Source organism: Solitalea koreensis, from assembly GCF_900182575.1.
GTDB lineage: Bacteria > Bacteroidota > Bacteroidia > Sphingobacteriales > Sphingobacteriaceae > Solitalea > Solitalea koreensis.
The window spans coordinates 207,013-229,483 of record NZ_FXSZ01000003.1; the positions used below are offsets into that span (position 1 = coordinate 207,013).

Here is a 22,471-nt window from a genome sequence, read left to right on the forward strand (position 1 = left end):
TCGCCTATTAATAAATTGAAAAAAAGCACATCAGACAATTGTTGACAGTCAAGACAATATTCTCATGGAAAAGATAAAATTTTCAATAAGCATCAATGCCCCTAAAGAAAAAGTATGGAAGGTTCTTTGGGATGATGCTACTTACAGGAAGTGGACCAGTGCATTTGCCGAAGGGTCGCATGCGGTTACAGATTGGAAAGAAGGAAGCAAAGTTTTGTTTCTGGATGGGAAAGGCAGCGGTATGGTAAGTAAAGTTGCCATGAATAAACCCAATGAATACATGTCGTTTGAGCATTTGGGAATAATAAAAAACGGCGTTGAAGATACTGATAGTGAAGAAGTAAAAGCCTGGGCAGGAGCATTGGAGAATTACACACTTATAGAGGCTGATGGCCTAACAAGCTTAGCTGTTGATATGGACAGCAATGAAGAGTATAAAAGCTATTTCATGGAAACATGGCCCAATGCTTTGGAACAAATAAAACGATTAGCCGAAAGCAATGCTTAAATAACGTATAGTCATGACAAATCAAAAGGAATTAATCATAACCAGAGTATTTGATCTGCCTATTAACCAGGTTTGGTCCGCATGGACAGAGCCGGAGAGTTGTAGAAAATGGTGGGGTCCAAAAGACTTTACTTGCCCAAGCTGTACAATCGATTTAAAGCCTGGCGGTAAATATTTGAGTTGTATGCGCTCAACCCAAGGGGATGAATATTGGTCAACGGGTGTTTTCAAAGAAATTGTTCCTTATAAAAAACTGGTTATGACCGACAGCTTTTCTGATAATAAGGGAAATGTTGTTCCAGCTTCTGATTTGAATATGCCCGGAGAATGGCCTTTGGAGTTACAGGTCTCTATTAACTTTACAGATTGCGATGGTAAAACAAAAATGGAACTTCACCACACAGGGCTGCCGCCTGAAATACTTAACGATTGTGAAACAAGTTGGCAACAATCATTTGATAAATTAGAAGAAAAACTAAAATAAACTATCATTGTGCGATTTTATTTCACGCTGAGCGTAATCGAAGAGTTTTTTGCAACACGTTTTCGACTTCACTCAAATTGATTACTGTTGAAAATCAGCACATTAAATCAATGTGCAACGTTTATCATCTATTAACCTTTTAGACCTTAAAAACAATGGCAACAATCAATCCTTATTTAAACTTTAACGGCAACACAGAAGAAGCATTTAATTTTTACAAATCAGTATTTGGTGGCGAATTTGCCGTAATACAACGCTTTAAAGATACTCCTGAAGCCGATAAAGTTCCAGACAGCGAGAAAGAGAAAATCATGCACATTGCACTGCCTATTGGCAATGGAAATGTTTTAATGGCAACCGATGCGCTGGAATCTATGGGCCATAAAACAACGCTGGGCACTAATTTCCATTTGTCAATAAGTACAAATAGTGAAGAAGAAACTACAAAATTATTTAATGCATTATCAGCCGGAGGAAAAGTAACCGTTCCTCTTGCTCAAATGTTTTGGGGCGCTTTTTTCGGAATGTGCACCGACAAGTTTGGAATTCAATGGATGGTTAATTTCGATACTAAAACCCCACAATAATTTGGATATTTACAAGGAGCATCCTCAACATTAATACAATTGTGGTACTTAATCTTCTAAATTAAATCATTGTAAGTCTTTGTATTACGATTTGGCTTTTGGTGTTAATTGATTAACTTCATATACTGAAACAGTTGTACATCCTCAATAAAACGATTATGAGAAAGCCGCACTTTATCTCATTAATTGCCATTATTGGCCTCTTGTGCATTAGCTTTCGCCTCAATGCTCAAGCAATTACTCTCGAAAACAAAGCAAACGCTACAACCGTAAAGCCCAGCACTATATTTACTGTGCGAATTCCGCTACAGGCGAGTACCGGCTTCGATTGGAAACTTGAAAAGGGCTCTCCATTAATTTATGAAGTAAAGTCAGCAACTGAAGAAAACATTGCGGGCAAAATGGATGGCAAAACAATGAAAGTGTTCACATTGCGTAGTTCTGGCGCTTCCGGTGAGGCTGAACTGAAATTTACGATGAGCCGTTCTGTTCAAACAAAACTTCCTGTGGAGGAAAAAACGCTGAAGGTGACTATAAAGCCTTAACATTACTTTGTTCCCTTGAGAAATGGCATTATACAACAAGAAAGTTGTCCTGTGAATACTTGTGTGAAATCAAAAGCTCACTATCTTTAAGCCTTTAATTTTCATTGAATCAATATGACGTCATTAGAAAAAATAGCGGCTATACGTAGCCAAATGAGTAAACAAGGAGTTGATGCCTACATTATACCTTCTTCTGATCCGCATTTAAGTGAGTACCTGCCTGCCTATTATAAAAGCATCGCGTGGGTTTCGGGCTTTAGTGGATCTGCAGGAACCTTGGTCATTACTAACGATTTTGCCGGCCTGTGGACCGATGCCCGTTATTTTGTTCAGGCTGAAGAACAATTGAAAAACTCAGGTTTTGAGCTGATGAAATTAAAAGTTCAGAATACGCCGGAATTCATAGAGTGGCTGCAAGAAACCTTAAAGCCAGGTGCAAAAGTGGCGGTTGACGGTAATATTACTCAGCTTGACTTGGTTCGTTTCCTTCAATCAGGATTGCGTACTGCAAATATTGAACTGGTAACCGAGGCGGATTACATTTCATCAATATGGACTGATCGCCCGGCGCTTTCAAAAGAGTCCGCTTTTCTGCTTAGTAAAGAAATGTGTGGCGAAAGCACTGCTGAAAAATTACAGCGAGTAGCTGTTGTTATGAAGAAAAAAGGCGCTAATACACACGTCCTTTCTACTTTAGATGATATTGCCTGGGCCTTTAACCTGCGCGGCAGCGACGTAACGTTTAACCCTGTTGTGCTTTCTTACGGCTTGATAACCGATGATGGTAAGGCAAAACTATATATTGATCAATCTAAACTTTCTCCGATGCAAGTTGAGGAGTTAAGTGCACAAGGTGTTGAAGTGAAGGGTTACAATGCAATTAAAGCAGATCTTGCCGCTTTGCCTGAAAATAGTGTACTGCTGATTGATCCAAAACGGACCTGTTTTGCTCTTTACAAAGCAGTGCCATCGTCAGTAAAAGTAGTTGAAGAGTTGAATCCATCTACACAGTTTAAGGCACTAAAGAACCCAACCGAGATTGCTGCAACCCGCAAGGCAATGGTAAAAGACGGCGTTGCATTGGTTCGTTTCTTTAATTGGCTGGAAACCGCATTAAACACCGAAACGATAACAGAGCTAGCCGTTGTTGACAAACTTCATGCGTTTAGAGCGGAGCAAAAGAATCTTATTGGCGATAGCTTTGATACAATTGCAGCTTACAATGCACACGCTGCGCTTCCTCATTATAAACCAACGAATGAAAGCAATGTTGAGTTAAAGAAACAAGGCATCTTCTTGCTGGACTCGGGCGGTCAATACCTGGATGGCACAACCGATATCACCCGTGTAATACCATTGGGTCAGCCAACCGATCAACAAAAAATTGATTATACCTTGGTTCTGCAGGGAATGATTGATTTATCGATGACCCGTTTTCCTGAAGGTACCAAAGGGTATCAGTTGGACGCTATCGCCCGCAAAAACTTATGGGAGCATGGGTTTAATTACGGTCACGGAACCGGACATGGCGTAGGCTTTTTCTTAAATGTTCATGAAGGGCCACAGGTTATTAATGGGGTTGGGGCGAATACTACACCGTTGCAAGCAGGTATGATTACTTCAAATGAACCGGGAATTTACCGTTTGGGTCATTATGGTATTCGTATTGAAAACCTGGTATTATGTGTTGAAGATAAGGATTATGGTTTTGGCAAATTCATGAAGTTTGAAACTCTTACCCTATGCCCGATTGATTGCCGTTTGATCAAAGCCGATATGTTAACCGATGCTCAGGAAGCATGGTTAAACCAATATCACCTAGAAGTGTACAAACAACTTTCTCCTTATTTGGAAGGATCGGATTTAGCTTGGTTGAAAAAACACACGCAAGAAACAGCGTAACAGATTTTAGGTATAAGATTAGAGGAGGGCTTACAGAGTCCAACTCCTTAAGCTCAGTTACAGCTTAATTATAAACTACCAGGGCTAAAAATCAGCGATTTTTAGCCCTTTTCTTATCCTGTTTTATTTTGATTTAGGTTCCATCGGAGGTGGTGGCGGTGGAGTTGAGAATGCAGCAGGTGCTGCCGGCGGTGGAGGAGGCGATGTGTAGAAGTTGAAAACCGCATCGTTTACTGATATGTTTTTAATTTTTTCTACAACATCTTTGCTTAAGCTGGAGATTTCTGCTTCAGAATTTTCTATGCCATCCAAGAAGAACCTTGCCTTTGTTCCGGAAATGTGAGACGACGAGACTGATCCCTTTGATGTTTTACAGATAATTTTTTCATATTCTTTTCCATCTCTGCCTTCATAGGTATATTTTGATAAAAAATGATCTTTAGGCAAAGCAAGTTCTTTTTGGATCTGTTTAATGACAAGTTCACGATCATGCTCATTGTCAAAAGTAAACGAGCCGTTTCTAGTATCCAGTTCTATGAGTCCATCTTTAGCCTTCTCGCCATGTTTTTTAACAGCATAACCTTGTTCATAAGTAGTTGAGCCTTGTATTTTTTCAGGATCAATTTTAGTTAGCACATCAGCGCTGTATTCTTTTCCGTCAATTAGCACCAGCGGATTTTTTCCTATATTTTCGTTATCCACATTAAAAGTGCGAATAGGGCCTGTGTTGTCAATTTCTTTGTTCTCTTGACAGGAAATTGCTACGGTAATAGCAATTGGAAAGAATAATAAATAAGCGAATCGTTTCATAGTATGTGTTTTAGGTTTAAATAACATTTTAACGCGTGAGGAGAGCGGTTTGACACTAAAGGAATGAGTGATGGATAAATGTTGTTCATAAGCCAGATTTAAGAGTAATGAAGCATACTCTTTTCTGGTTTCTTTATTTGTTGCCATCTCATCGACTTCAAATTCATGTACTTCGGCAAGCGATTTTTTGTAGAAATATATCAACGGGTTAAACCAGAAAAATATTTTCAACAATTCTATACAAAGAATGTCTAAGCTGTGTAATTGTTGGTAGTGCAGCTTTTCATGTGCAATGATTAGCGCTTCGTCATTTAGAGTTAGCGCTTTATTGTTAATGAATACTACATTGAAAAATGACGCGCTCGACAAAGCCCCTTGTATGTATACTATGGTTAAATTATGATCCTTCTTTTTAGCAATGCAGTTAATTATAAGTGAGCGTATTCTGTATAAGTTTTTTAAAACAAGCATTAAAGTTACAGTTGCACCAAGCAGGTAAACTATTGTTTTGAAAAGTTGCCAATTAAAAGGTTTTGCGGCTCCTTTTGATGTCAAAATTGCTTTATTGTTTGAAATATCAATGTTTTCTACTTGTAATCCTGTCGATAATTGTATGGATTGAATAAAATTAAAAGAACTCAAGAATCCGCTGTCTACAAAAGGAATAGCAAGACAGGTTGCTAGAGCAAGCAGTAAATAATATCGATTCAGTGCAAAAAAAGTAAATCGTTTAAATACTAAAAGATATACAAGATAAAAAGGGACTAATGCAAGAGATACTTTTAGGAGATATTCAAATAGTGCTTCCATCGACTTAGTTTTTATTGATGATGTCTTTTAGGGATTTTATTTCCGCTTCACTGAGTTTTTCTTCTTTTACCATAAACGATAGAAGGCATTCTACAGAACCATCGAAATAATTTTTAATGAGATTCTTAAAGTTTGTTTTTCGGTATTCACTTTTTGAAATCAGTGGAAAATACTCATGGTTTTTTCCATAAGCGTTATGGCCCACAAACCCTTTACTTTCCAATATTCTTACAACAGAAGAGATGGTGGTGTAGGGAGGCTTGGGTTCATTAGCTAAATGCTCGATAATATCCTTAACAAACCCTTTGTTTATGTCCCAAAGGACTTGCATGATTTTTTCTTCGGTTTTAGTTAATTCTTCCATAAAATAAATATATAACGTATTTATCAGTTTTGCAACTGTTTTTTACGTTTATCTACTGAAAATCACGTTTATTAGCGTTAAACATCTGATATACAGCAGAAAAGTAGTAGGATGTCGGGCGGTGACTTGTTCAAAAGGTGCTCAATTGCTAAAAACACAGGGAGGCAATAAGCTTCGCGCGAAATCAGAACATTTATGTACTTTTGTGATTTCAAAAATTAAACGAACAACTTTTAGCATAAATGTCTGTTTATCTGTTCGTATTACAATCAAATAAATTAAGTATAGTGGTAATTCTGATTTTCTTTTTCGCTCACTGGTTTCTTTCGCTTTTCTTCCAAACATTTTTTTTACATCGCTATGCATCGCATAAAATGTTTACAACCAATAAGTTTTGGGAGAAGACTTTTTATTTCATGACCTTCTTTTTCCAAGGTTCTTCATTTTTAAACCCGAGGGCTTACGCCATCATGCATCGCATGCACCATGCATATTCTGACACGGAGAAAGACCCGCATTCACCACATTTTTTTAAAGATGTGTTTTCGATGATGAATAAAACCCGCGAAATCTATAATGATTACGTAAAACGTCTTCAAGAACCTGAAGCTCAATTCAAAGGCAATTACCCGGAATGGGCATGGCTTGATAAGGTTGGTGATTCAATGATTACACGTTCTATCTTCGGATTGTTATATGTGGCAGTATATTCCTATTTTGTTTTTGCATTGGGCTATTCGGCTTGGTTTTTCCTTTTATTACCAATTCATTTTTTAATGGGCCCGGTTCATGGGGCGGTAGTAAACTGGTGCGGACATAAATACGGATATTCGAATTTTGAAAACAACGACCATTCAAAAAACACTTCGCCAATAGAGTTTTTGATGCTGGGAGAGTTGTTTCAGAATAATCATCATAAATACCCTAACAGTCCGAATTTTGCCAAACGTTGGTTTGAATTCGATCCTGTTTATCCGGTGATGAAGTTAATGCATTGGGTAAACATCATTAAACTCAGAAAAGCAACAGCATAACAGTAGAACGGCCTTCGAATATTTGAAGGCCGTTTTGTTTTTTATTTTCAACAGGCTTCGATAACGAAAAGCACAGCAGCCTTCATTAAAACCATACAGGATTTTTATCCTATGGAGAGGTAATGGTATAAATAATGGTTCCTGAGTATACCCCGGTAGGTTTTCCTAAATAAGATTGTGATTTTGCAGCGGAAATAGTGTATTTCAAGTCCCAGTTTTGACCAAAAGTATAGGGAGCATTGCTGATCATGGTTCTTGCTGTAGTGCCTAAATTGGTAATTGTAGTGAGCGTACCTACATTCGTGGTTGTTAATACCTCTACATCACTTATTGGAATTGTATTAGCTCCATTTGTTAAGTTATTACTATTCGCTTGTACGGTTATGGTGTAAGGTTTAGTGCTAAAGGTGGTGAGGGCCAAACTTTGAGATATAGTTTGGGCTGAAGTATAGGCAGAAGGTGTAGAATAGTTGAAGTTTACAGCAGAGTTATTTAAGGTAATGCCTACAGCCTGTGCTATAATTACATTGAGTGTACGGCTAATGTTTATTGCTGTTCCGCTTTGTGGCGTTAGTGTAAAAGTAATAGAGGTCGTATAGGTTCCGGGAGTTAGGTTCATAAATGCATTATTTCCTCCGTCGCTACTAAATATTAAATCATACACGGGGGCATCTCCAGGCGTGTTTAAATAAAATGTTGTAGATGATGTTGTTAACGTTTTGGTAACTGCTGTGCCAGTTTGGGGACTTAACGTTAATTTGATGTTCCCAACGGGAATTGTTCCTCCTCCTGTTCGTGTTAAATCTTGTGATGCCTGGGCGGTTATTGAGAAAGGTAAATTACTGAAGGCACTTAAATTTCCAGCCAGGTTTAAGGTTACTCCATTCTGATAGTGCGTAGGTGCAGTAATAGAAAATGAGGCGGAACCTGAACTTGGTGTTAAGCTGGTAACATTTGTCAAAACTAAATTCACAGTAGCGGTAGTTTCGTTATAATATGCCCCATTATAGGTAATTCTAAAAGTAAGGGTAGCGGTATAGGTTCCTGCAGGTTTAAAAAGATTGCTTCCGCCGGTAGTTTTAAAAGTGATATTTAGATTGCTTTGCGACTTACGAGCTCCTGAATAACCTGAATTCACAATTAAGTTCTGATCTGTTAAGCCTAAAGCAACAGGCCCTACAGAGCCCTCGCCTGCATATGGGCTGCCTACGCGATTTACCTCCGCCATCACTTCATTTATTGGAATGGTATTGCTTCCTGAAGTGAAATTTTGATTGGCTCTTACACTCAAACGCCAGCCCGTATTTAGGCTTGCTCCATTGTTATTTGCTACATCAATCTTTAATAAATCTCCGGTTACAGCTAGCGGAGAGGTATAGGTGTTCACGGAGTTAATGGTTAACGTTGAAATGGAGGTGTTGGCAGTTATTTGAACATCATTGCTCTGTTGCGCAAAGCTATTGCCGTAAATTAGACAGAGCATTACCGCCGCAAAAAAAACCCATGTCCTGTTTATGTGCAATTCCATTACTTTTTCTTCACATCAAATTCGAGCTCACCAATAGACAGGTCTTCATCGCTTCCATAATCAATAGTGGCAATGGCGGCATAATTTCCTGACACCAAATTTGGAGGAACCTCTATTTTAATTTCCTGATAAGCTCCCGGCAATGTATAAATGTTCAACTCCGGTAATTTTGTTTTCTTTCCGGTGGCCTTATTTGTTAGTTCAAACTTAATAACACCATCGGTAAGCATTTCCCCTGTGTTTTTTATTGCCAGCTTCAAAACTCGGCTTACCGTATTGTCATTATTTTTAGCTATTGTATCCCTAAAGTCAATAATTTCAATTTCCTTTTTCTTTAGTCCGGGTACTGAATTGTACACGTGTATCCCCATTCGCAATTTTACAACAACTCCGATACCTTTTTCATTTTTGCGTTTAGCACCGTCGACTTGTGTGATAAACAGCATGGCATTGCTTACACGATTGGTGCTATCCATATTCGCAGGGGCCAATAGTTGGATATTGATGGCTTTTTTCTCACCGGGCTGAATTGTAACCATATCATCTGCCAATACTCTGATCCATGACGCACATGAATTGGGCAATGTTCCTGAATTGAAATAAACGATACTTCCATTAACATCACGTTTCCAATCTGCAAAACTGAAGTTAACAGCAGCAGGATTGACTCCGGTATTGGTGATGTAAATGGTTTCGGTTTTGCTCTGACCAGGCGCCACATTAAAGTTCACTTTCATAGGATAGGCAGTAAAGCCTTCCTGAGCGTAAACGCTAGTTAAGCAGAAGAGCAATAAAGATAAAGCGAATAGTTTTTTCATCTGAACAATGAGAAGGACTTAATGCTGTTAATTTTTTGCTTTTATGAGAATAGCAAGCGTAACAATACTAAGTCTTTACCTCCGGAATTAAAGTAAATTTAACAAAGATTGAAGAAAGGAATAACTCCAGGGTTAGGTGCACCTTATAAACGAAAAGGGCCAATTTTCCATTAGCCCGTTTTCGTTTATAAGATATTAGTAGCTTCTTCTTTATAGAGCTGTAATGGTATAAAGTAGCGTACTGGTATATGTATCTAAATTTTTGCCCAACAATGTATGCGCCTTTGCTGCAGGAATAGAATATTGAATGTCGTAAGCCTGGCTCAACGTTGCAGTTGTGGTTCCCACTAAATTAGCAGTACTTCCAGCTGTAGCAGGAAGAGCTGTAGCGGTAGAAAAAGAACCTCCGGTTGGAACAACGGCAACTTCAATGGCGTTAAAAGGAATTTTATCCACATTGGAGCCAGTCCCGGCTAAATCATTAGCAGCCGTAGTTGCAACAATAGTATAAGGGCGAGAGCTGGAAACCGTAAAAGCGCCTGTTTGAGTAGGTAAAGTAATCCCGTCCGCATATTTCGATGGGGTGTCAAATACAAAACTTGCGGAGTTGGTATTTAAAGTAATCGCTACAGCAGCTTGCAATTGGACACTCATGTTTACACTTCCGGTAGAGGCAGTTGCTTGTGCTTTAGCATTGTTTGAACTAAATAGAACTGAAATAATTGGGGCAGCAAGGAGTAGGAATTTCTTCATATTTTTTAGTCGACAGAATTAAGTTTTAATTGTTTGGTGTCAATTGCCAAATACTATGCCAATTCAAAACTATAGGTTTTATAAAACAAATTTAATTTCACAACGAAGCGAAATTGCCTGAAAAGCGCACTAATGTGTTCAGTTTTCTGTACACATCGGCTGACAAATTTGTCATTTTCTAAAATTAAATAGCTTGTTTTCTTAGTTTTAATTTCAGACAAATCGGCAGCTCTTTTTTCTATATTTGCGACTTTACCAAAAAAACGCAACTGTCCGATGGCAATTCCTTTAAGGCGTAAGAGTTTCTTTAATCGTAATTTCTTAAAATCGAGCTGTGCTATTATTTTTATCTTGCTGGGTCCATTGTTTTCAATAGCCCAGTCTGCAGAAAAACCTCATTTATTCTTTGCACAAAAAAAAGCAACTGTAACGTCCGGAGCTATTACCCAATTAAAACTGGTGGTAAAAAATCCAAATAGTCAAAATGTTGACGTCAGGCTTTCATTAAAATCTCCTGAAAAGTTTCAGCAAATAATGAAGGTTCCTAATCTTGTAAGTATTGCCGCCGGCGACAGCATTGTGGTACCGGTGGAAATTTATGTGCCGAAGCGATTAAAAGCGAAACAGCCGTATGAAATCCGTGCATTAGCAGAAGTCCAAGGTCATGATAAAGAAACATTGGAGGCTATTTGCAAAATTGAAATAAATGAAGATTTAAGGTTATTTATTAACGCGGTAAACCCCGATGTTTATATGTATTCGGTGCACGATACCACAAAATTAGGGTTACACATTACCAACGCAGGAAATATAGATCGGCGAATACAATTAAGGAGTGATAATTTCTTAATCTCAAATTATCAAGCGGCATCATGGGTTTTAGATTTGAAAAGTTTCTCAGATACGACTATCTATATAAAAGGAAAGTTTACCACACAGTTCCAAAATCAAAACTCCGGGAATATTTTTATTCAGGTAAAAGATGCGAACAGCAATTTTCAAATTATTAATACCGTTTTTTTTATAGTTCATTATATCAGTAGCATTAAATCGTATGCCCCGTCGTTTTACTCCAATTCAGCTCCTACAAACAGTGTTGGTTTTTATAACAAGAATGTCACCTCGCCTTACAGTTTTCAACAGTTACAGGCTAAAGGTGATTTTCAAGCAAAGGGGCTGGGGCTATCAACGGCTTATAATCTTGATTTCAGCTATTTTCCACAGTTTCAAAATATAATTCTTCAAAACAGCAATCTAAGGTTTACTTCTAAGAAGATGAGTTTACTCATAGGAAGTTTTTACCATAATGATGAGCTGGCTCTAAACGGGAGGGGAATTCAAACTAACTTTAGCATAAAAAGAAATAAAAAGCTGGAGCTTGGTTATGTCAACAATGCATACAACCTTTTAAACAGCTTTGATGATCCTTATTTCCGTTCAAGTAACACCCTTTTTGCCAAATATTCATTTAACACAGACTCAAAAAAGGAAGAAATAAGCACCAGTCTGTTTCAGCAATGGGATCCACAAAACAAGGTTAACAAAACATTGAGTGTTACAGAATCAACGATTAAGTTAAGTGCAAAACAAACACTGGAGCTGGCCGCGGCAGAAAGCTTAGAAACAACCGCCGGTTATGTAACTAATGCTGAGCAAAAAATAGGTTATGCCGGAAAAGCGAATTATCAGGCTTCGTTCGAGAAATTTAACATTAGCTCTAATAATTATATCAGTAATCCATATTATGCCGGCTTGCAACGGGGAACATTAAATTTGTCTGAAAATATTGTATATACAGGCTTCAAAGGATTGGCTATTTGGAGTGGATATAATAAAACCCGCTTTTGTCCATCGTACCTGGGGCAAAATTATCAATTATTCAATTTCAATTTTAACTCCGATAAAATTGAAGCAGGGATTACTAAACAACTCGGGAACTCCTTTAATGCATCCCTCTCTCCCTTTATTTTACGTCAATTAAGCATCACGGAAATCAATCGTAGCTCTTTCGTTGCAAAGCGAGCGCAGGTGAATTTAAATTACACGATTAGTCCAATACAGAGTGTATTTATTACTGCAGATATTGGCAGCGGGCAATCAACTTTAAATGGATTAAAAAAACTAAATTCATGGACTTTAAACGCTAATTATACCTTCAAAAACTTTTCGGTATATGCCTTCATTCAGCAAGGGCCTTATTACATGTCGGATATGGCGTTTGCAAGTGACTCAACAACATCAATTAGGCGGTATACCATTAATCCGCAATATTCGGGATACTTTTTTAAGGGAAACTTGCAACTTCGAATGGCTGATAATATCAGCTACGATAATAATTATAAACGTTGGATGAATAACGTTTCAGCCAATTTTGAATGCAAATTACCCGCTAGTTTTAGCCTTAAGGGGGAGTATTATAAAACTTATGTTCCTGGAGTAATATCTGGTAACAGTCAAATAAATCTGGGCGTGGTTAAAAGCTTCAATAATAACAAAGGCATTGAAAAAAATGCAAACCTGGAACTTTTCTTTTTCAAGGATGAAAACGGGAATCTCCAAAAGGACGCAAATGAACAGCCCGCTCAAAATCTCTTGGTGCGTATTAATGACGTGATTTTTACTACAGATAATAATGGTAAAGTTTTATACCGCAAGGTTCCTGCAAATACTTATTTAATTAGCCTGTTGAACGCAAGCGAATGGTACATGCCTGAACAAAGAGTAACAGTTTCCAAAAACTCAAAGCTTACCTTTTCGCTTTATAAAAACGGAACCATTAAAGGGAAACTACAATTAACACAAGTCAAAAACGCTGAAAACGGGCAATCTAACTTGTCTGAAATAAGCGTAATTGCGGAGAGTGAAAACGGTAAAGTTTTTACCGCTTTAGCTTCCAATACTGGGGAGTTTATGTTGTATGTGCCTGAAAACAAGTACACACTAAGGGTTGATGCGAATACGGTACCTGAAAATTATGAAATTGAAACACCCCCTCAACTAATAAAGGTTTTAAGAAATCAACTTCCACCGGTTGTATTTGATCTTAGTATAAAAGAGCGAAAGGTAAAGATTAAAAAGTTCCAATCGTCAGTATCAGCAAGTAAAAAGAAATAGGAGCCTAGTCGCTTCTTTCGTCCACGATTTTAAATTGTAACAAACCGTTTTATTTTGGATAAAATGCAACACACATCTATCTTTAATTAAAAAAAATCAAAACATGTTAACACGTGAAAATATCAGCTCTGGTGCCGTCTGGGAAGACTTGGTTGGATACAGTCGGGCAGTTAAAATAGGAAACGTAATAGAAGTGTCAGGGACAACAGCGATTGTAAATGGTGAAATAGTGGGGGTAAATAACTTTTACGAGCAAACTAAATGCATTTTGCAAAAAATAAGTAATACCCTGGAGAAAGCAGGAGCAACGATGAACGATGTTGTGCGAACGCGAATCTACGTAACTGATATATCTAAGTGGGAAGATATTGGTCGTGCGCATGCTGAATTCTTTAACAACGTTAAACCGGCCACGAGTATGGTTCAGGTAAGTGCCTTGATTGATAAACTTCTTCTGGTTGAGATAGAGGCTACTGCTGTACTGAGTAAATAACTTCAGGGTTTTTCTCTCTTAGCAATAATGCAATATACTGCAGCAGGGTGGCCAGGTATAGTGTAAAATTTTAATTGAACCTTTTTCCATACAGGCAATAGGTTAGCAAGAGCGAATAAAGCTGTTGAAGAAGATGGAAAGGTTTTTGCAAGACTAAAATTTTAGGATGCAGTTTTTGGCGTTTCGAAAGTAATATTGTTTCAAATGCTGATCAAATGTTAAGGATTTCGACCCGAAACTACTGCCGCCCATTCAGGTATGCAAAACCATCACGAATGCTTGAAAAACAAGCGAATTCATCATAATACCAAAGTCTTATTCTGGGAAGATAGAAAGAATAAGGTCACAGTTGTTGAAGCAGATTCAGAAACTACGACCTTAATTGAACCGTAAAGGCACATAATATTAGTGATGACCTTCTTCTTCTTCGTGTGAAGGATTTTCCAGGTTATGCTTGCGTTGGCGCTCAAAATATAATATAATAGAAATTGGAATAATTAAGCCAGTACAAATAAGAGTAGGGATCACATACTGAGCAGGAGCTAAATAAGCAGCTAATGTCGACAACATAATTTTCAAAATTTTGCTTCAAAAATACAAAAGGCAACGTTAACATTAACTTAATTTATCAAGAAAAAATATATGCATTCCTGTTTGTATGAATGTTTGGTGATCCATAATCGGTTGAAGCCTGTTAAAAAGAGATTTCATTACCGATTTTTTATGTTTTATATCGATCTAGATGAGATAGATACCTTAAAAAGGAAGTTGTTGTTTTTGGGGCACAACCGCTTTAATATTTTTAATTTCAGAGATAAGGATCATCTGGGGTTTTCTCAAGACACTGCTCAAGGCCTTTCGACTCGTGAGCAGATTGATACTTATTTGGCAAAGCAAGGGCTTGATGCCTCCAAATTTAAAATCATGCTGCTTACCAACCTATGTACGTTTGGTTATCAGTTTAATCCGGTTTCGTTTTATTTCTGCATAGATGAAAACAAGGAACCGGTATGCTCGGTCGTTGAAGTAAGGGATGCATATGGCGCGCAAATGCCATACTTTATTAGTCCGCAACAATTGCGAGGACATCGATTCTATCTGGATACGCCTAAAAATTTTTATATATCTCCGTTTATTGATCAGGATGTGAGCTTCCTTTTTAACTTGGAAGTGCCCGGTCGTTCTTTTGCCAGCAAAATTGACGATTTCGATCATAAAGGTAAAAAGTTTATGAGCACGCTTGTTGGCAAACGAAGATCACTTAATAATCGAAATTTGATTTGGTATAGTATCCAATTCCCTTTTGTAATCATTCGCATTATTTCACTAATTCATTGGCACGCATTAAAAATGTGGTTACGCGGTTTTCCATATCATAGAAAAACCGATCAAGAAGAGTTACAGCAGGAAGTTTATAAATCGTTCAGATTCTAGTTTCGTATATTTTTCATCAATAAGGATGCTACCTTGGTCGTAAATTTTTAGATGGTGCTTTTATTTTGTTTATTCCAGTCGTTATAAGTTAATTCAAAAATGGTATCGCCATGACTGTCTTTGCCGGTTGCTTTCCAACCTGATTTTCTATAAAACCCGTCCGCCCTTGAATTAGGCTGAGTACTAAGCCAAACTGCTGCTTTTGTTTGACTAAAATACCAGTTGAGCATAGTGTCATGTAGCTGTTTGCCTACACCTAATCCCTCATATTCGGGGCGGACAAACAATGCCCAAATGTTGTTCTTTAGTAAATTAACTATTGAAAATCCAATGATTATATGATCTATTTCACATACCCAACCTTTGCCCAAAACAGAAACATGATATTCATAGTCTTCTGCTGTAATTAACGACGGATTTGACAATACGTTTTCTTTAACTGACATCCGTATTGCATGCAATTCTTTAAAATCTGAAGGCTTAGCTTCTCTAAAAAACATAGAAGACAAGTTAAGCAATTAACGGTTAGATGTAACAGCTCAACAGGAGTTTAAAATAAGAAAAATCCACTTGGCCAACTTTCCTTTAATCCGCCGCATCTTTGTACCTTTGCAAGGCTCAGTTAAAATCTGTAGCTTATGATCGAGTTATTTAATCAACTCCAAAATAGTTGGAATTGGTGCGAAGAATATAGAAATTGATGACGATGGAATCGAAAAGACAACAAAAATTTGCCCGGGTTATTCAAAAGGACCTGGCCGATATATTTCAGGTTGAAGGACAGCAATTGTTCCCAAACACCTTTATCACCATTACTAAGGTGCGGGTTACGCCTGACTTGGCTGTTGCACGTGTTTATCTTAGTTTTTTTAATACATCAAATCCTCAGTTGGCCATTAATACCATAAAGGCACAACAAGGTGAAATTCGGTATAAACTAGGCAAGCGAATTAAAGATCAGGTTAGGGTTGTTCCTGAACTGGATTTCTTCATTGATGATACCCAAGATTACGTGGCAAAAATGGACAAGCTCTTTAATGAGATTGAAAAACAGCCTAAATCAAGCGAGGAGGAATAGTCTTAATTATGAATACTGAATTATAAATAATAGGGGTGTTTATAATTCAGCATTCATCATTTCATTTACCTGAAAGCCGGCCCCGGCTTCATTTTTAAATTGATTAACTTATCGTATACGGCATTGGCTTCTTTGGTAAAGCCGGCGGTTCTGTAAAATTTAATCAAATCGAAAACTGCATTAAAATGGTAAGGGTTTAGTTCGATTACTTTTTTGTAATCCTGTGAGGCCTCTTCCATTAAAGCTTTGCTCTCCCGAATTTTAGCTTCTGTATAATAGTAATCTGCCTTTTCAAAATTATCCTTTGCGGGTGGTAAAGCAGCAAATAGCTCTTCGGCTTTTGAAGTTTGGTTAAGATTCGCCAGCAAACGTATAAGACGAGTTTGGTTGCCATTAATCATTGGTTTGCCATTCAATAATGGTTTAATCAATATTGCAGCTGAATCAGTTTCGGCTTCCCAATAATAATATTCAGCTATTTTTAAGGTGAAATCAGCACGTTCTGATCCACTTGCAGTTAATATTTTTTGTACACTTTGAAGGTTGGCGATTGCCTCATCATAACTTTTGTTGGCAGCCAGCGCATCGGCAAATTGCCCGCGTAAATCATAGTTTTGAGGTTTTTGTTGTACTTGCTTTCTCAACACTTCAACGGCGTCATTGTATCCCAAGCCAGCCTTAAGCAAGGCGGCATAAGCCACTTGTTCATCGCGAATGTCGCGTAGATAAGTTGAAGTGGTAGGAGCCGACTTTGCGTAATTCTCCGCTGTAAAAAAAGCATCTGCCACTAATCCATTTTTTTTATAGAAATCTTCCATAGCCGAAATAATTTCGGCCTTAACCATAGGATCGGGTTCTATTTGAAGTGCTTTTTGATAAAGTTGAGTTTGATTTGAAATAGACTCTGCTGGAGAAATCAACCCTTTTTCAGCTTGTGCCTGAAGCAACTTTGCTTTGCTTACCAATAGAGGAGAATATTGGGCATTCAATGATTGAGCAGTTTGTAAGTACTGTTGAGCAGCCGTAAAGTCTCCGGAAGCAATTTTAAGATCAGCATATGCTACCAGTGCCGGAGAATAGTTGCTGTCATAGTTGAGTGCGGTGTCCAATAGTTTTGCTGCACGATTTTTATCGGTGGCAAGTAAACTAAGATTTAAATAGGATTGGGCCCAATTGCTTTTCATCGCTGAAGCATTTCCCGATAATGCATTTTTCTCTTTTTTAGTGAGATTGTCAATAAATGCGAACATTCCCGGATCCTTAGTTTTAAGGTCGGCAGTGGTATTCATTGATTTAAAATCCAAGGGGTGCACCTTCACGGCTTCAAAGTAAGCTGGATAAGCTTGCGCAAAATATTCGTGTTCGTTATTGGCTGAATAATAATCGAGCATACGGTTTTCTTGCATCGCTTTGTAATATAATTCGCGAATCTTACGCGTTTCAGCATCCGTTAAAACATTAAGATGAATGAGGTGCATAAACTCATGAAGGAGTACATTCCGTTCCTGATAGGCGCCACGTTCTACATACTCAATACCTGCAGCGCCGCTGCCAACACCGCGGATATCCATCCATTGGCGATTATCAAAGGTCGTAGCTTGTCGGTAAAAATTATCGTGCAGTGCTGTAGCCAGATCAATATGCAAGGGTGGGATTGCAAAAGTTTTATTTTGTTTAGAAAGCAAAGGGAAATAAGCACTAGAGGTATACAATTGAGTCCACGCCCATTTTTTAACCGTTTCTCCCGGATAATAATTAACGTCGGGGAAGACGCGTTCGAAGTTCTTCGTATCTTTAATCGTTAACGTTTTCAATGCGTTTTCAATAGAATCAAATGCGGCATAATACGGAATGCGTTTCGATTTGATAACTGCCGCTAAGCCGTTGTGTGCTGGTCCAAAGTGTTGTTTTTTTGAAAGTATTTGTAAGAAAATGGCCTGAGCTGAATCAAGACGAGTGCTGCGTTTCATATCAAACGCCATATAATAAGCAGAACCTCGCAGCATTGCCGGAAGTACCGAATGCGGATATTTTTTCTCAATAGTTCTGCTATAATCAATGGCTTCTTGGATTTTATGCGAGCGAATTAAATCATCAGCCGGAGCGAGTTCTTTACGAACTTGTTCATCCTCTTTTTGGGCATAATCAGCATATGTTAATTGTGTATGTCCGTTTCCCCAGTGCCAGTGCGTTTGAAAGTGCAGTGGATTTATAGCCAATGCTAAATCCCATTGAGCAGCCATGGCCTTTAGTTGGGTGGCGTCAACTCTGCGCCAAATAGCATAACCATAGTTGAAACGGGCGTCGGCATTGTAAGGATCAAGCTCCAGGCTTTTTTTTAGCGGAGCCTCAGCCTGATCAGGTTTTTGTGTCCAAAATAAAACATCCGATTCTAGCAACCAGGCCTCTGCATTATTTGGAAATTGAGTTTCTATTTCTTTAGCAATCTTAAAGGCATTATCATATTGCTTTTGCAACAATTGAGCTCTGCCCATGAGCAACATGGCTTTGTCGTAAAAGGGTTTGTCTTTAAGCAAAGTAATGGCCTGACAGGTTTTTTCGGCTTCAGGAAGCTTCCAAGCCTGTATTTCTAGTTGTGCTTTTAACAATAAAGCTTTTACGTTTTCTTTTTTCCTTTCAAGTACAGCGCTTACCAATGAGTCGGCCTTCTTAAAATCATTATTAAGGAGGAGATAATCGGCATAAAGCAATTTCATTTCAATGTTTGGACTCTTGTCTGCTTTAATCAACAAAAAAGCATCATTCCATGCACCTAATTTTAACAAGCGCTCAATTTTGGACTCTGTTTTTAACTCCTTGCTGGCTAAAATCATTGCACGCTTTTTGTTGAGATTTTCCCTCGTTACATTGATGCTGTCAGGATTTTCTCCCTTTGCATGAAGACAGAAAAGAATAGAAATTACACCTATTAAGAAACTGGATTTATTCATGGCATAAGTAATAATGAGTCATTAAAAACAACATTGCAATATGCTGTTTTAACAAGTGAAAATTACTGATTTCTAAAAAAAGGAGCGAATTAAATTTTGTGGATATTTAACAAAAGATTAATAATTTATTAGCTGACAGTTTATTCAGTGAGCATATTTTAACCTCTAAATAAATTACGCTATGCAGAAATTACAAAACAATGCAACCCCTATTCCTTTTAAAGCCTCAAAAGGAAATACTATGAATTTGGCTCAGGTAAATTGGAGTTTTATAATGGATGACTCAAAGAGTGAAGGGCCTCAAAACGATTATTTGAGTCAGAATGAAGGATTGGCGGGAGACAAACTTCATGAAAAATGGGACTTGTTATTCGATGACTTTGATGATTTACGTCTGAAATAGTACAATTGGAGAAAAACTAGTTCCTATCTATAAAAGCAAAAATGGGCCGTTATGCCCATTTTTTTATTAAAATTAAAAAGAGGATTAAATAAGTTTAAGTGTGCTATAGTTTTTATTCAACACAGCAGCATTATTTACTCCTAACCATTTATCAAGTAGTGTTGCATATACATTTCTGAAGTCAATTTTAAACTTCAAATCACCATTGTCGAGGTTGCTTAAATCAGGGGCATCGTTGAAAAAACCAGGAGTTTTAAGTTTTCCTCCAAACAACATCACATTATTAGCCGTGCCATGGTCTGTTCCTCCACTTGCATTTTGTTTCACCCTTCGGCCAAACTCTGAGAAAGTCATGATAAGTGTATCATCAAGTTGGCCTTTTTCTTTTAAATCTTTAACAAAAACAGAAACAGCATCAGCGTATGTTTTCAGTTGCCTTGCATGTTGTCCTTTTTGAGCAATATGTGTGTCGAAACCGCTTAATGAAACATAGTAAACGCGTGTGTCGAGACCTGAGTTGATAAAACTTGAGATCGTTTTTAACTCATTCCCAAATTCAGTTAATGGGTAAAGGGCAGTGTTTTTATACAATTTAGATGTATCGCTAATGTATTTGGCCGAGGAATAAGTTTCAATCATTGTTTTGTACAAATAGCCAAGGTTATCTTCACTCAACATCTCATGCTTAGCTTCTTCCACCACATTTTTAAAGAAGGGCTCACGCGTAGTTTTGTACAATTGTTCAACATTGCGAACCGCGATCCCTTTTTTGGTGATGCCTTTCATTGCTAATGATAAGGATTCATCAACCTCAATTGCATTGTATGGAGCGTTACAAGTTGAGCAGGTCGAGTCCAGGTAACGGCCTATCCAACCTGTTTGTAAATACTCTTCGGAAGCACTCGCTGTTTGCCAGATATCCATTGAGCGAAAATGAGAACGATCAGGGTTGGGGTAACCAACTTCGTTAATAATTGTCATCCATCCTTGATCATAAATCTCTTGTAAAGCACTCATGGCTGGATTTAGTCCCTGCATAGCATTAAGTTTTATTACTTCTGCAGTTTCAATTCCTAAGCTGGGACGGAGGTTATAATAAATATCATTGCCATGAGGAATGATCATGTTTAAGCCGTCATTTCCGCCTGAAAGTTGTATGATTACTAGTCGTTTAAATCCTATGGTTTCGGCGGCAAGCGCTTCAAAAGGCTTCAAAAACGATGGGATTAGGAACGCTCCGGAAACCAATGCACTGTTGCGAAGAAATTCACGTCTTTTCATGTTGAATAGGTCTATTCTTACTTATGTTAAAAATGAAAGCATTATTGAATGATAGATTGATGGAATAAGCCAGATAGTCGACATTCTCTCATTCAATCACTCATTCATTTTATCTTCAAACTTTCTCTTGTTCAATCCTCATTAATTCTATCTATGTAAGTTGATACTCCGGCATAGATACCAATTGAACAACAATGTCTTTCAAACTTTTGCCATTAAGGTCAGATATCAGGGCTTTTTTTTCTTTTTCAAGATTTGGAGCAAGGATAAAGTCAATCAATTCATCTTTGCTCATTTTATTAGGTAGTTCTGCGCTGAATTTATCCCAGTCAGGCGTAGCTTGTATTTTTCGTTGTAATTGAGTGGGGCCTTTTTTCATCATGGCAATCTCTGCTTCATCGTCAGGATCAATTTTTCCCGGTAAATCGATAATGCCATTGTTTAAAATAACAGAAGGGATTTTTAGCCGGTACATCAATGTAGAGCTATCGATCCAATTTTTCCCACCGGCCCATCCGCTTACATTTGGAGGGAAGAATAAGACCTGACCCAAGGCGCGTTGCAAAAACATCAACATATTGGTGTTTTCATAACTTACGTAAAACTGACGGTTCATCGATACTATAAAATCAACCGGCGATTTGATCATAGTGCCAACATTCTCATCATCATAAAACCAATCTGAACTAAACATTTTCACCATAAGCGGCCCTATTTCGTATTTGTTTGAATAGAAGAAATTTGCTAGTTCGTTTACTCGTGCCGTATCAACCTGATCGTTTACGAAGAACTTGTAAAGCTTTTTACAAATGAACTGTGCCGTTTCTTTGCGTTCAAGAATAATGTGGATGATATCAGTTCCGTCAAAATTGCCCGTTTTGCCCATGAAGACCTTCTGTCCGAAATCATGTTGGTTAACTCGGAAGAAAAAGTCGGTAGTTAAAGGTCTGAATCCCCAGCCTGTAAATGCACGAGCTGCTTGTTTTACATCATCTTCGGTATAATTGCCTCGGCCGATAGTGAACAGCTCCATTAATTCCCGGGCGAAGTTTTCATTAGGCTGATCTTTTTTGTTTTGTTGATTGTTCAGGAACGCAAGCATTGCCGGTGTTTTGGCTACTTCTATTAAAAGATCTTTGAAATTACCTAATGCATTGTTGCGAAGTATATTGTTAAGTTGCTGGTTGTAAGCAGGATTGATGCTGCGACAAGCAAAATGTCCATGCCAGAACAGAGTCATTTTCTCGCGTAGTTGAGCCTTCGTTGTGCTCATCATTAACATCCACCGGGTATTTAAATTTCGAGTGCTTTCTCTGAAAATTTTGGCAAGGTCTTTTCGTTCCTCTTTGCTCATTTCTTCCCTGCCTTTTACCGCAGGCAAATCCATGTCCAAGTCGAGCTCGTGGTAATGATCTGATTCTTCAAATAACTGTTTAACAGCTTTGGCTACCGATTGCTTACTTAAATGAGCAAGGGTGGAATACGAAATTCCAAAGCCGGCCCTTGAATACAGGTGTTGTATTTTTCGACTAGTAGCTTGGTCCATAGGGGTTAATTTTCTTCTATGACTACTG

The 22,471-nt window shown here is 37.9% G+C and carries 21 protein-coding genes; 11 read left to right on the plus strand and 10 right to left on the minus strand.

Annotated features, from left to right (window positions below):
- Positions 1 to 64 precede the first annotated feature (64 nt).
- From FN756_RS06355 to FN756_RS06375, 5 genes are all read left to right on the plus strand, one after another.
- Positions 65 to 508 carry an SRPBCC family protein gene (locus FN756_RS06355; protein WP_142602492.1) on the plus strand — a complete coding sequence of 148 codons (444 nt, stop codon included), beginning with the start codon at positions 65 to 67 and terminating at the stop codon, positions 506 to 508.
- A 13-nt stretch (positions 509 to 521) separates the two neighbouring features.
- Positions 522 to 992: an SRPBCC family protein gene (locus FN756_RS06360; protein WP_142602494.1), complete on the plus strand. Its 471-nt coding sequence runs from the start codon at positions 522 to 524 to the stop codon at positions 990 to 992.
- A 155-nt stretch (positions 993 to 1,147) separates the two neighbouring features.
- Positions 1,148 to 1,579: a VOC family protein gene (locus FN756_RS06365; protein ID WP_142602496.1), complete on the plus strand. Its 432-nt coding sequence runs from the start codon at positions 1,148 to 1,150 to the stop codon at positions 1,577 to 1,579.
- Positions 1,580 to 1,737: 158 nt separating this feature from the next.
- The gene (locus tag FN756_RS06370; RefSeq protein ID WP_142602498.1) at positions 1,738 to 2,124 is read left to right on the plus strand and encodes a protease inhibitor I42 family protein; all 387 of its coding nucleotides are present in this window, start codon (positions 1,738 to 1,740) and stop codon (positions 2,122 to 2,124) included.
- Between the two features lie 114 nt (positions 2,125 to 2,238).
- Complete coding sequence (locus tag FN756_RS06375) at positions 2,239 to 4,026, plus strand: aminopeptidase P family protein (protein WP_142602500.1); 1,788 nt, start codon at positions 2,239 to 2,241, stop codon at positions 4,024 to 4,026.
- 123 nt (positions 4,027 to 4,149) lie between these two features.
- Here FN756_RS06375 and FN756_RS06380 read toward each other — a convergent pair whose 3' ends face one another.
- On the minus strand, positions 4,150 to 5,646 hold the full coding sequence (locus FN756_RS06380) for a M56 family metallopeptidase (protein ID WP_142602502.1): 1,497 nt from the start codon (positions 5,644 to 5,646) through the stop codon (positions 4,150 to 4,152).
- Between the two features lie 4 nt (positions 5,647 to 5,650).
- A complete protein-coding gene (locus FN756_RS06385) occupies positions 5,651 to 6,010 on the minus strand; it encodes a BlaI/MecI/CopY family transcriptional regulator (protein ID WP_142602504.1) in 360 nt (119 codons plus the stop codon).
- Positions 6,011 to 6,297: 287 nt separating this feature from the next.
- Between FN756_RS06385 and FN756_RS06390 the strand changes: the two genes are divergently transcribed.
- A complete protein-coding gene (locus FN756_RS06390; protein ID WP_142602858.1) occupies positions 6,298 to 7,044 on the plus strand; it encodes an acyl-CoA desaturase in 747 nt (248 codons plus the stop codon).
- 109 nt (positions 7,045 to 7,153) lie between these two features.
- On the opposite strand, the gene FN756_RS06395 is transcribed toward FN756_RS06390, so the two are convergent.
- The 3 genes from FN756_RS06395 to FN756_RS06405 form a co-directional block, all read right to left on the minus strand.
- Positions 7,154 to 8,527 (minus strand): hypothetical protein, encoded by a 1,374-nt coding sequence (locus FN756_RS06395; RefSeq protein WP_142602505.1) that lies wholly within the window; start codon positions 8,525 to 8,527, stop codon positions 7,154 to 7,156.
- Between the two features lie 44 nt (positions 8,528 to 8,571).
- A complete protein-coding gene (locus FN756_RS06400) occupies positions 8,572 to 9,390 on the minus strand; it encodes a fimbrial biogenesis chaperone (RefSeq protein WP_142602507.1) in 819 nt (272 codons plus the stop codon).
- Positions 9,391 to 9,600: 210 nt separating this feature from the next.
- Entirely contained in the window at positions 9,601 to 10,143 is a 543-nt protein-coding gene (locus FN756_RS06405) for a hypothetical protein (protein ID WP_142602509.1), read from the minus strand.
- Positions 10,144 to 10,419: 276 nt separating this feature from the next.
- Here FN756_RS06405 and FN756_RS06410 point away from each other — a divergent pair, with 276 nt between their 5' ends.
- Together FN756_RS06410 and FN756_RS06415 are read left to right on the plus strand one after the other, a co-directional pair.
- The gene (locus FN756_RS06410) at positions 10,420 to 13,257 is read left to right on the plus strand and encodes a hypothetical protein (RefSeq protein ID WP_142602511.1); all 2,838 of its coding nucleotides are present in this window, start codon (positions 10,420 to 10,422) and stop codon (positions 13,255 to 13,257) included.
- 103 nt (positions 13,258 to 13,360) lie between these two features.
- The gene (locus FN756_RS06415) at positions 13,361 to 13,750 is read left to right on the plus strand and encodes a RidA family protein (protein ID WP_142602512.1); all 390 of its coding nucleotides are present in this window, start codon (positions 13,361 to 13,363) and stop codon (positions 13,748 to 13,750) included.
- A gap of 405 nt (positions 13,751 to 14,155) precedes the next feature.
- Here the strand turns inward: FN756_RS06415 and FN756_RS14445 are convergent, their stop codons facing one another.
- Positions 14,156 to 14,320, minus strand: a complete 165-nt coding sequence (locus tag FN756_RS14445; RefSeq protein WP_185955204.1) for a hypothetical protein — start codon at positions 14,318 to 14,320, stop codon at positions 14,156 to 14,158.
- A 72-nt stretch (positions 14,321 to 14,392) separates the two neighbouring features.
- Here FN756_RS14445 and FN756_RS06420 point away from each other — a divergent pair, with 72 nt between their 5' ends.
- Positions 14,393 to 15,184, plus strand: coding sequence for a DUF1365 domain-containing protein (locus FN756_RS06420; RefSeq protein WP_142602514.1), 792 nt, complete (start codon positions 14,393 to 14,395; stop codon positions 15,182 to 15,184).
- A gap of 47 nt (positions 15,185 to 15,231) precedes the next feature.
- Here FN756_RS06420 and FN756_RS06425 read toward each other — a convergent pair whose 3' ends face one another.
- Positions 15,232 to 15,684, minus strand: a complete 453-nt coding sequence (locus FN756_RS06425; RefSeq protein ID WP_142602516.1) for a GNAT family N-acetyltransferase — start codon at positions 15,682 to 15,684, stop codon at positions 15,232 to 15,234.
- 206 nt (positions 15,685 to 15,890) lie between these two features.
- Here FN756_RS06425 and rbfA point away from each other — a divergent pair, with 206 nt between their 5' ends.
- Positions 15,891 to 16,262, plus strand: a complete 372-nt coding sequence (rbfA, locus tag FN756_RS06430; RefSeq protein WP_185955205.1) for a 30S ribosome-binding factor RbfA — start codon at positions 15,891 to 15,893, stop codon at positions 16,260 to 16,262.
- 65 nt (positions 16,263 to 16,327) lie between these two features.
- Here rbfA and FN756_RS06435 read toward each other — a convergent pair whose 3' ends face one another.
- Positions 16,328 to 19,213, minus strand: coding sequence for a tetratricopeptide repeat protein (locus tag FN756_RS06435; protein WP_142602519.1), 2,886 nt, complete (start codon positions 19,211 to 19,213; stop codon positions 16,328 to 16,330).
- 181 nt (positions 19,214 to 19,394) lie between these two features.
- Here FN756_RS06435 and FN756_RS06440 point away from each other — a divergent pair, with 181 nt between their 5' ends.
- Positions 19,395 to 19,616 (plus strand): hypothetical protein, encoded by a 222-nt coding sequence (locus FN756_RS06440; protein WP_142602521.1) that lies wholly within the window; start codon positions 19,395 to 19,397, stop codon positions 19,614 to 19,616.
- A gap of 84 nt (positions 19,617 to 19,700) precedes the next feature.
- Here FN756_RS06440 and FN756_RS06445 read toward each other — a convergent pair whose 3' ends face one another.
- Complete coding sequence (locus tag FN756_RS06445) at positions 19,701 to 20,897, minus strand: DUF1501 domain-containing protein (RefSeq protein ID WP_142602523.1); 1,197 nt, start codon at positions 20,895 to 20,897, stop codon at positions 19,701 to 19,703.
- Between the two features lie 151 nt (positions 20,898 to 21,048).
- On the minus strand, positions 21,049 to 22,443 hold the full coding sequence (locus FN756_RS06450; protein ID WP_142602525.1) for a DUF1800 domain-containing protein: 1,395 nt from the start codon (positions 22,441 to 22,443) through the stop codon (positions 21,049 to 21,051).
- Positions 22,444 to 22,471: the final 28 nt, after the last annotated feature.

What these genes read in the sequence shown, in the direction of transcription:
- FN756_RS06355 (WP_142602492.1), top strand. Translation starts at nt 65, where the DNA reads ATGGAAAAGATAAAATTTTCAATAAGCATCAATGCCCCTAAAGAAAAA.
- FN756_RS06360 (WP_142602494.1), top strand. Translation starts at nt 522, where the DNA reads ATGACAAATCAAAAGGAATTAATCATAACCAGAGTATTTGATCTGCCT.
- FN756_RS06365 (WP_142602496.1), top strand. Translation starts at nt 1,148, where the DNA reads ATGGCAACAATCAATCCTTATTTAAACTTTAACGGCAACACAGAAGAA.
- FN756_RS06370 (WP_142602498.1), top strand. Translation starts at nt 1,738, where the DNA reads ATGAGAAAGCCGCACTTTATCTCATTAATTGCCATTATTGGCCTCTTG.
- FN756_RS06375 (WP_142602500.1), top strand. Translation starts at nt 2,239, where the DNA reads ATGACGTCATTAGAAAAAATAGCGGCTATACGTAGCCAAATGAGTAAA.
- FN756_RS06380 (WP_142602502.1), bottom strand. Translation starts at nt 5,646, where the DNA reads ATGGAAGCACTATTTGAATATCTCCTAAAAGTATCTCTTGCATTAGTC.
- FN756_RS06385 (WP_142602504.1), bottom strand. Translation starts at nt 6,010, where the DNA reads ATGGAAGAATTAACTAAAACCGAAGAAAAAATCATGCAAGTCCTTTGG.
- FN756_RS06395 (WP_142602505.1), bottom strand. Translation starts at nt 8,527, where the DNA reads ATGCTCTGTCTAATTTACGGCAATAGCTTTGCGCAACAGAGCAATGAT.
- FN756_RS06400 (WP_142602507.1), bottom strand. Translation starts at nt 9,390, where the DNA reads ATGAAAAAACTATTCGCTTTATCTTTATTGCTCTTCTGCTTAACTAGC.
- FN756_RS06405 (WP_142602509.1), bottom strand. Translation starts at nt 10,143, where the DNA reads ATGAAGAAATTCCTACTCCTTGCTGCCCCAATTATTTCAGTTCTATTT.
- FN756_RS06410 (WP_142602511.1), top strand. Translation starts at nt 10,420, where the DNA reads ATGGCAATTCCTTTAAGGCGTAAGAGTTTCTTTAATCGTAATTTCTTA.
- FN756_RS06415 (WP_142602512.1), top strand. Translation starts at nt 13,361, where the DNA reads ATGTTAACACGTGAAAATATCAGCTCTGGTGCCGTCTGGGAAGACTTG.
- FN756_RS14445 (WP_185955204.1), bottom strand. Translation starts at nt 14,320, where the DNA reads ATGTTGTCGACATTAGCTGCTTATTTAGCTCCTGCTCAGTATGTGATC.
- FN756_RS06420 (WP_142602514.1), top strand. Translation starts at nt 14,393, where the DNA reads ATGCATTCCTGTTTGTATGAATGTTTGGTGATCCATAATCGGTTGAAG.
- FN756_RS06425 (WP_142602516.1), bottom strand. Translation starts at nt 15,684, where the DNA reads ATGTTTTTTAGAGAAGCTAAGCCTTCAGATTTTAAAGAATTGCATGCA.
- rbfA (WP_185955205.1), top strand. Translation starts at nt 15,891, where the DNA reads ATGGAATCGAAAAGACAACAAAAATTTGCCCGGGTTATTCAAAAGGAC.
- FN756_RS06435 (WP_142602519.1), bottom strand. Translation starts at nt 19,213, where the DNA reads ATGAATAAATCCAGTTTCTTAATAGGTGTAATTTCTATTCTTTTCTGT.
- FN756_RS06440 (WP_142602521.1), top strand. Translation starts at nt 19,395, where the DNA reads ATGCAGAAATTACAAAACAATGCAACCCCTATTCCTTTTAAAGCCTCA.
- FN756_RS06445 (WP_142602523.1), bottom strand. Translation starts at nt 20,897, where the DNA reads ATGAAAAGACGTGAATTTCTTCGCAACAGTGCATTGGTTTCCGGAGCG.
- FN756_RS06450 (WP_142602525.1), bottom strand. Translation starts at nt 22,443, where the DNA reads ATGGACCAAGCTACTAGTCGAAAAATACAACACCTGTATTCAAGGGCC.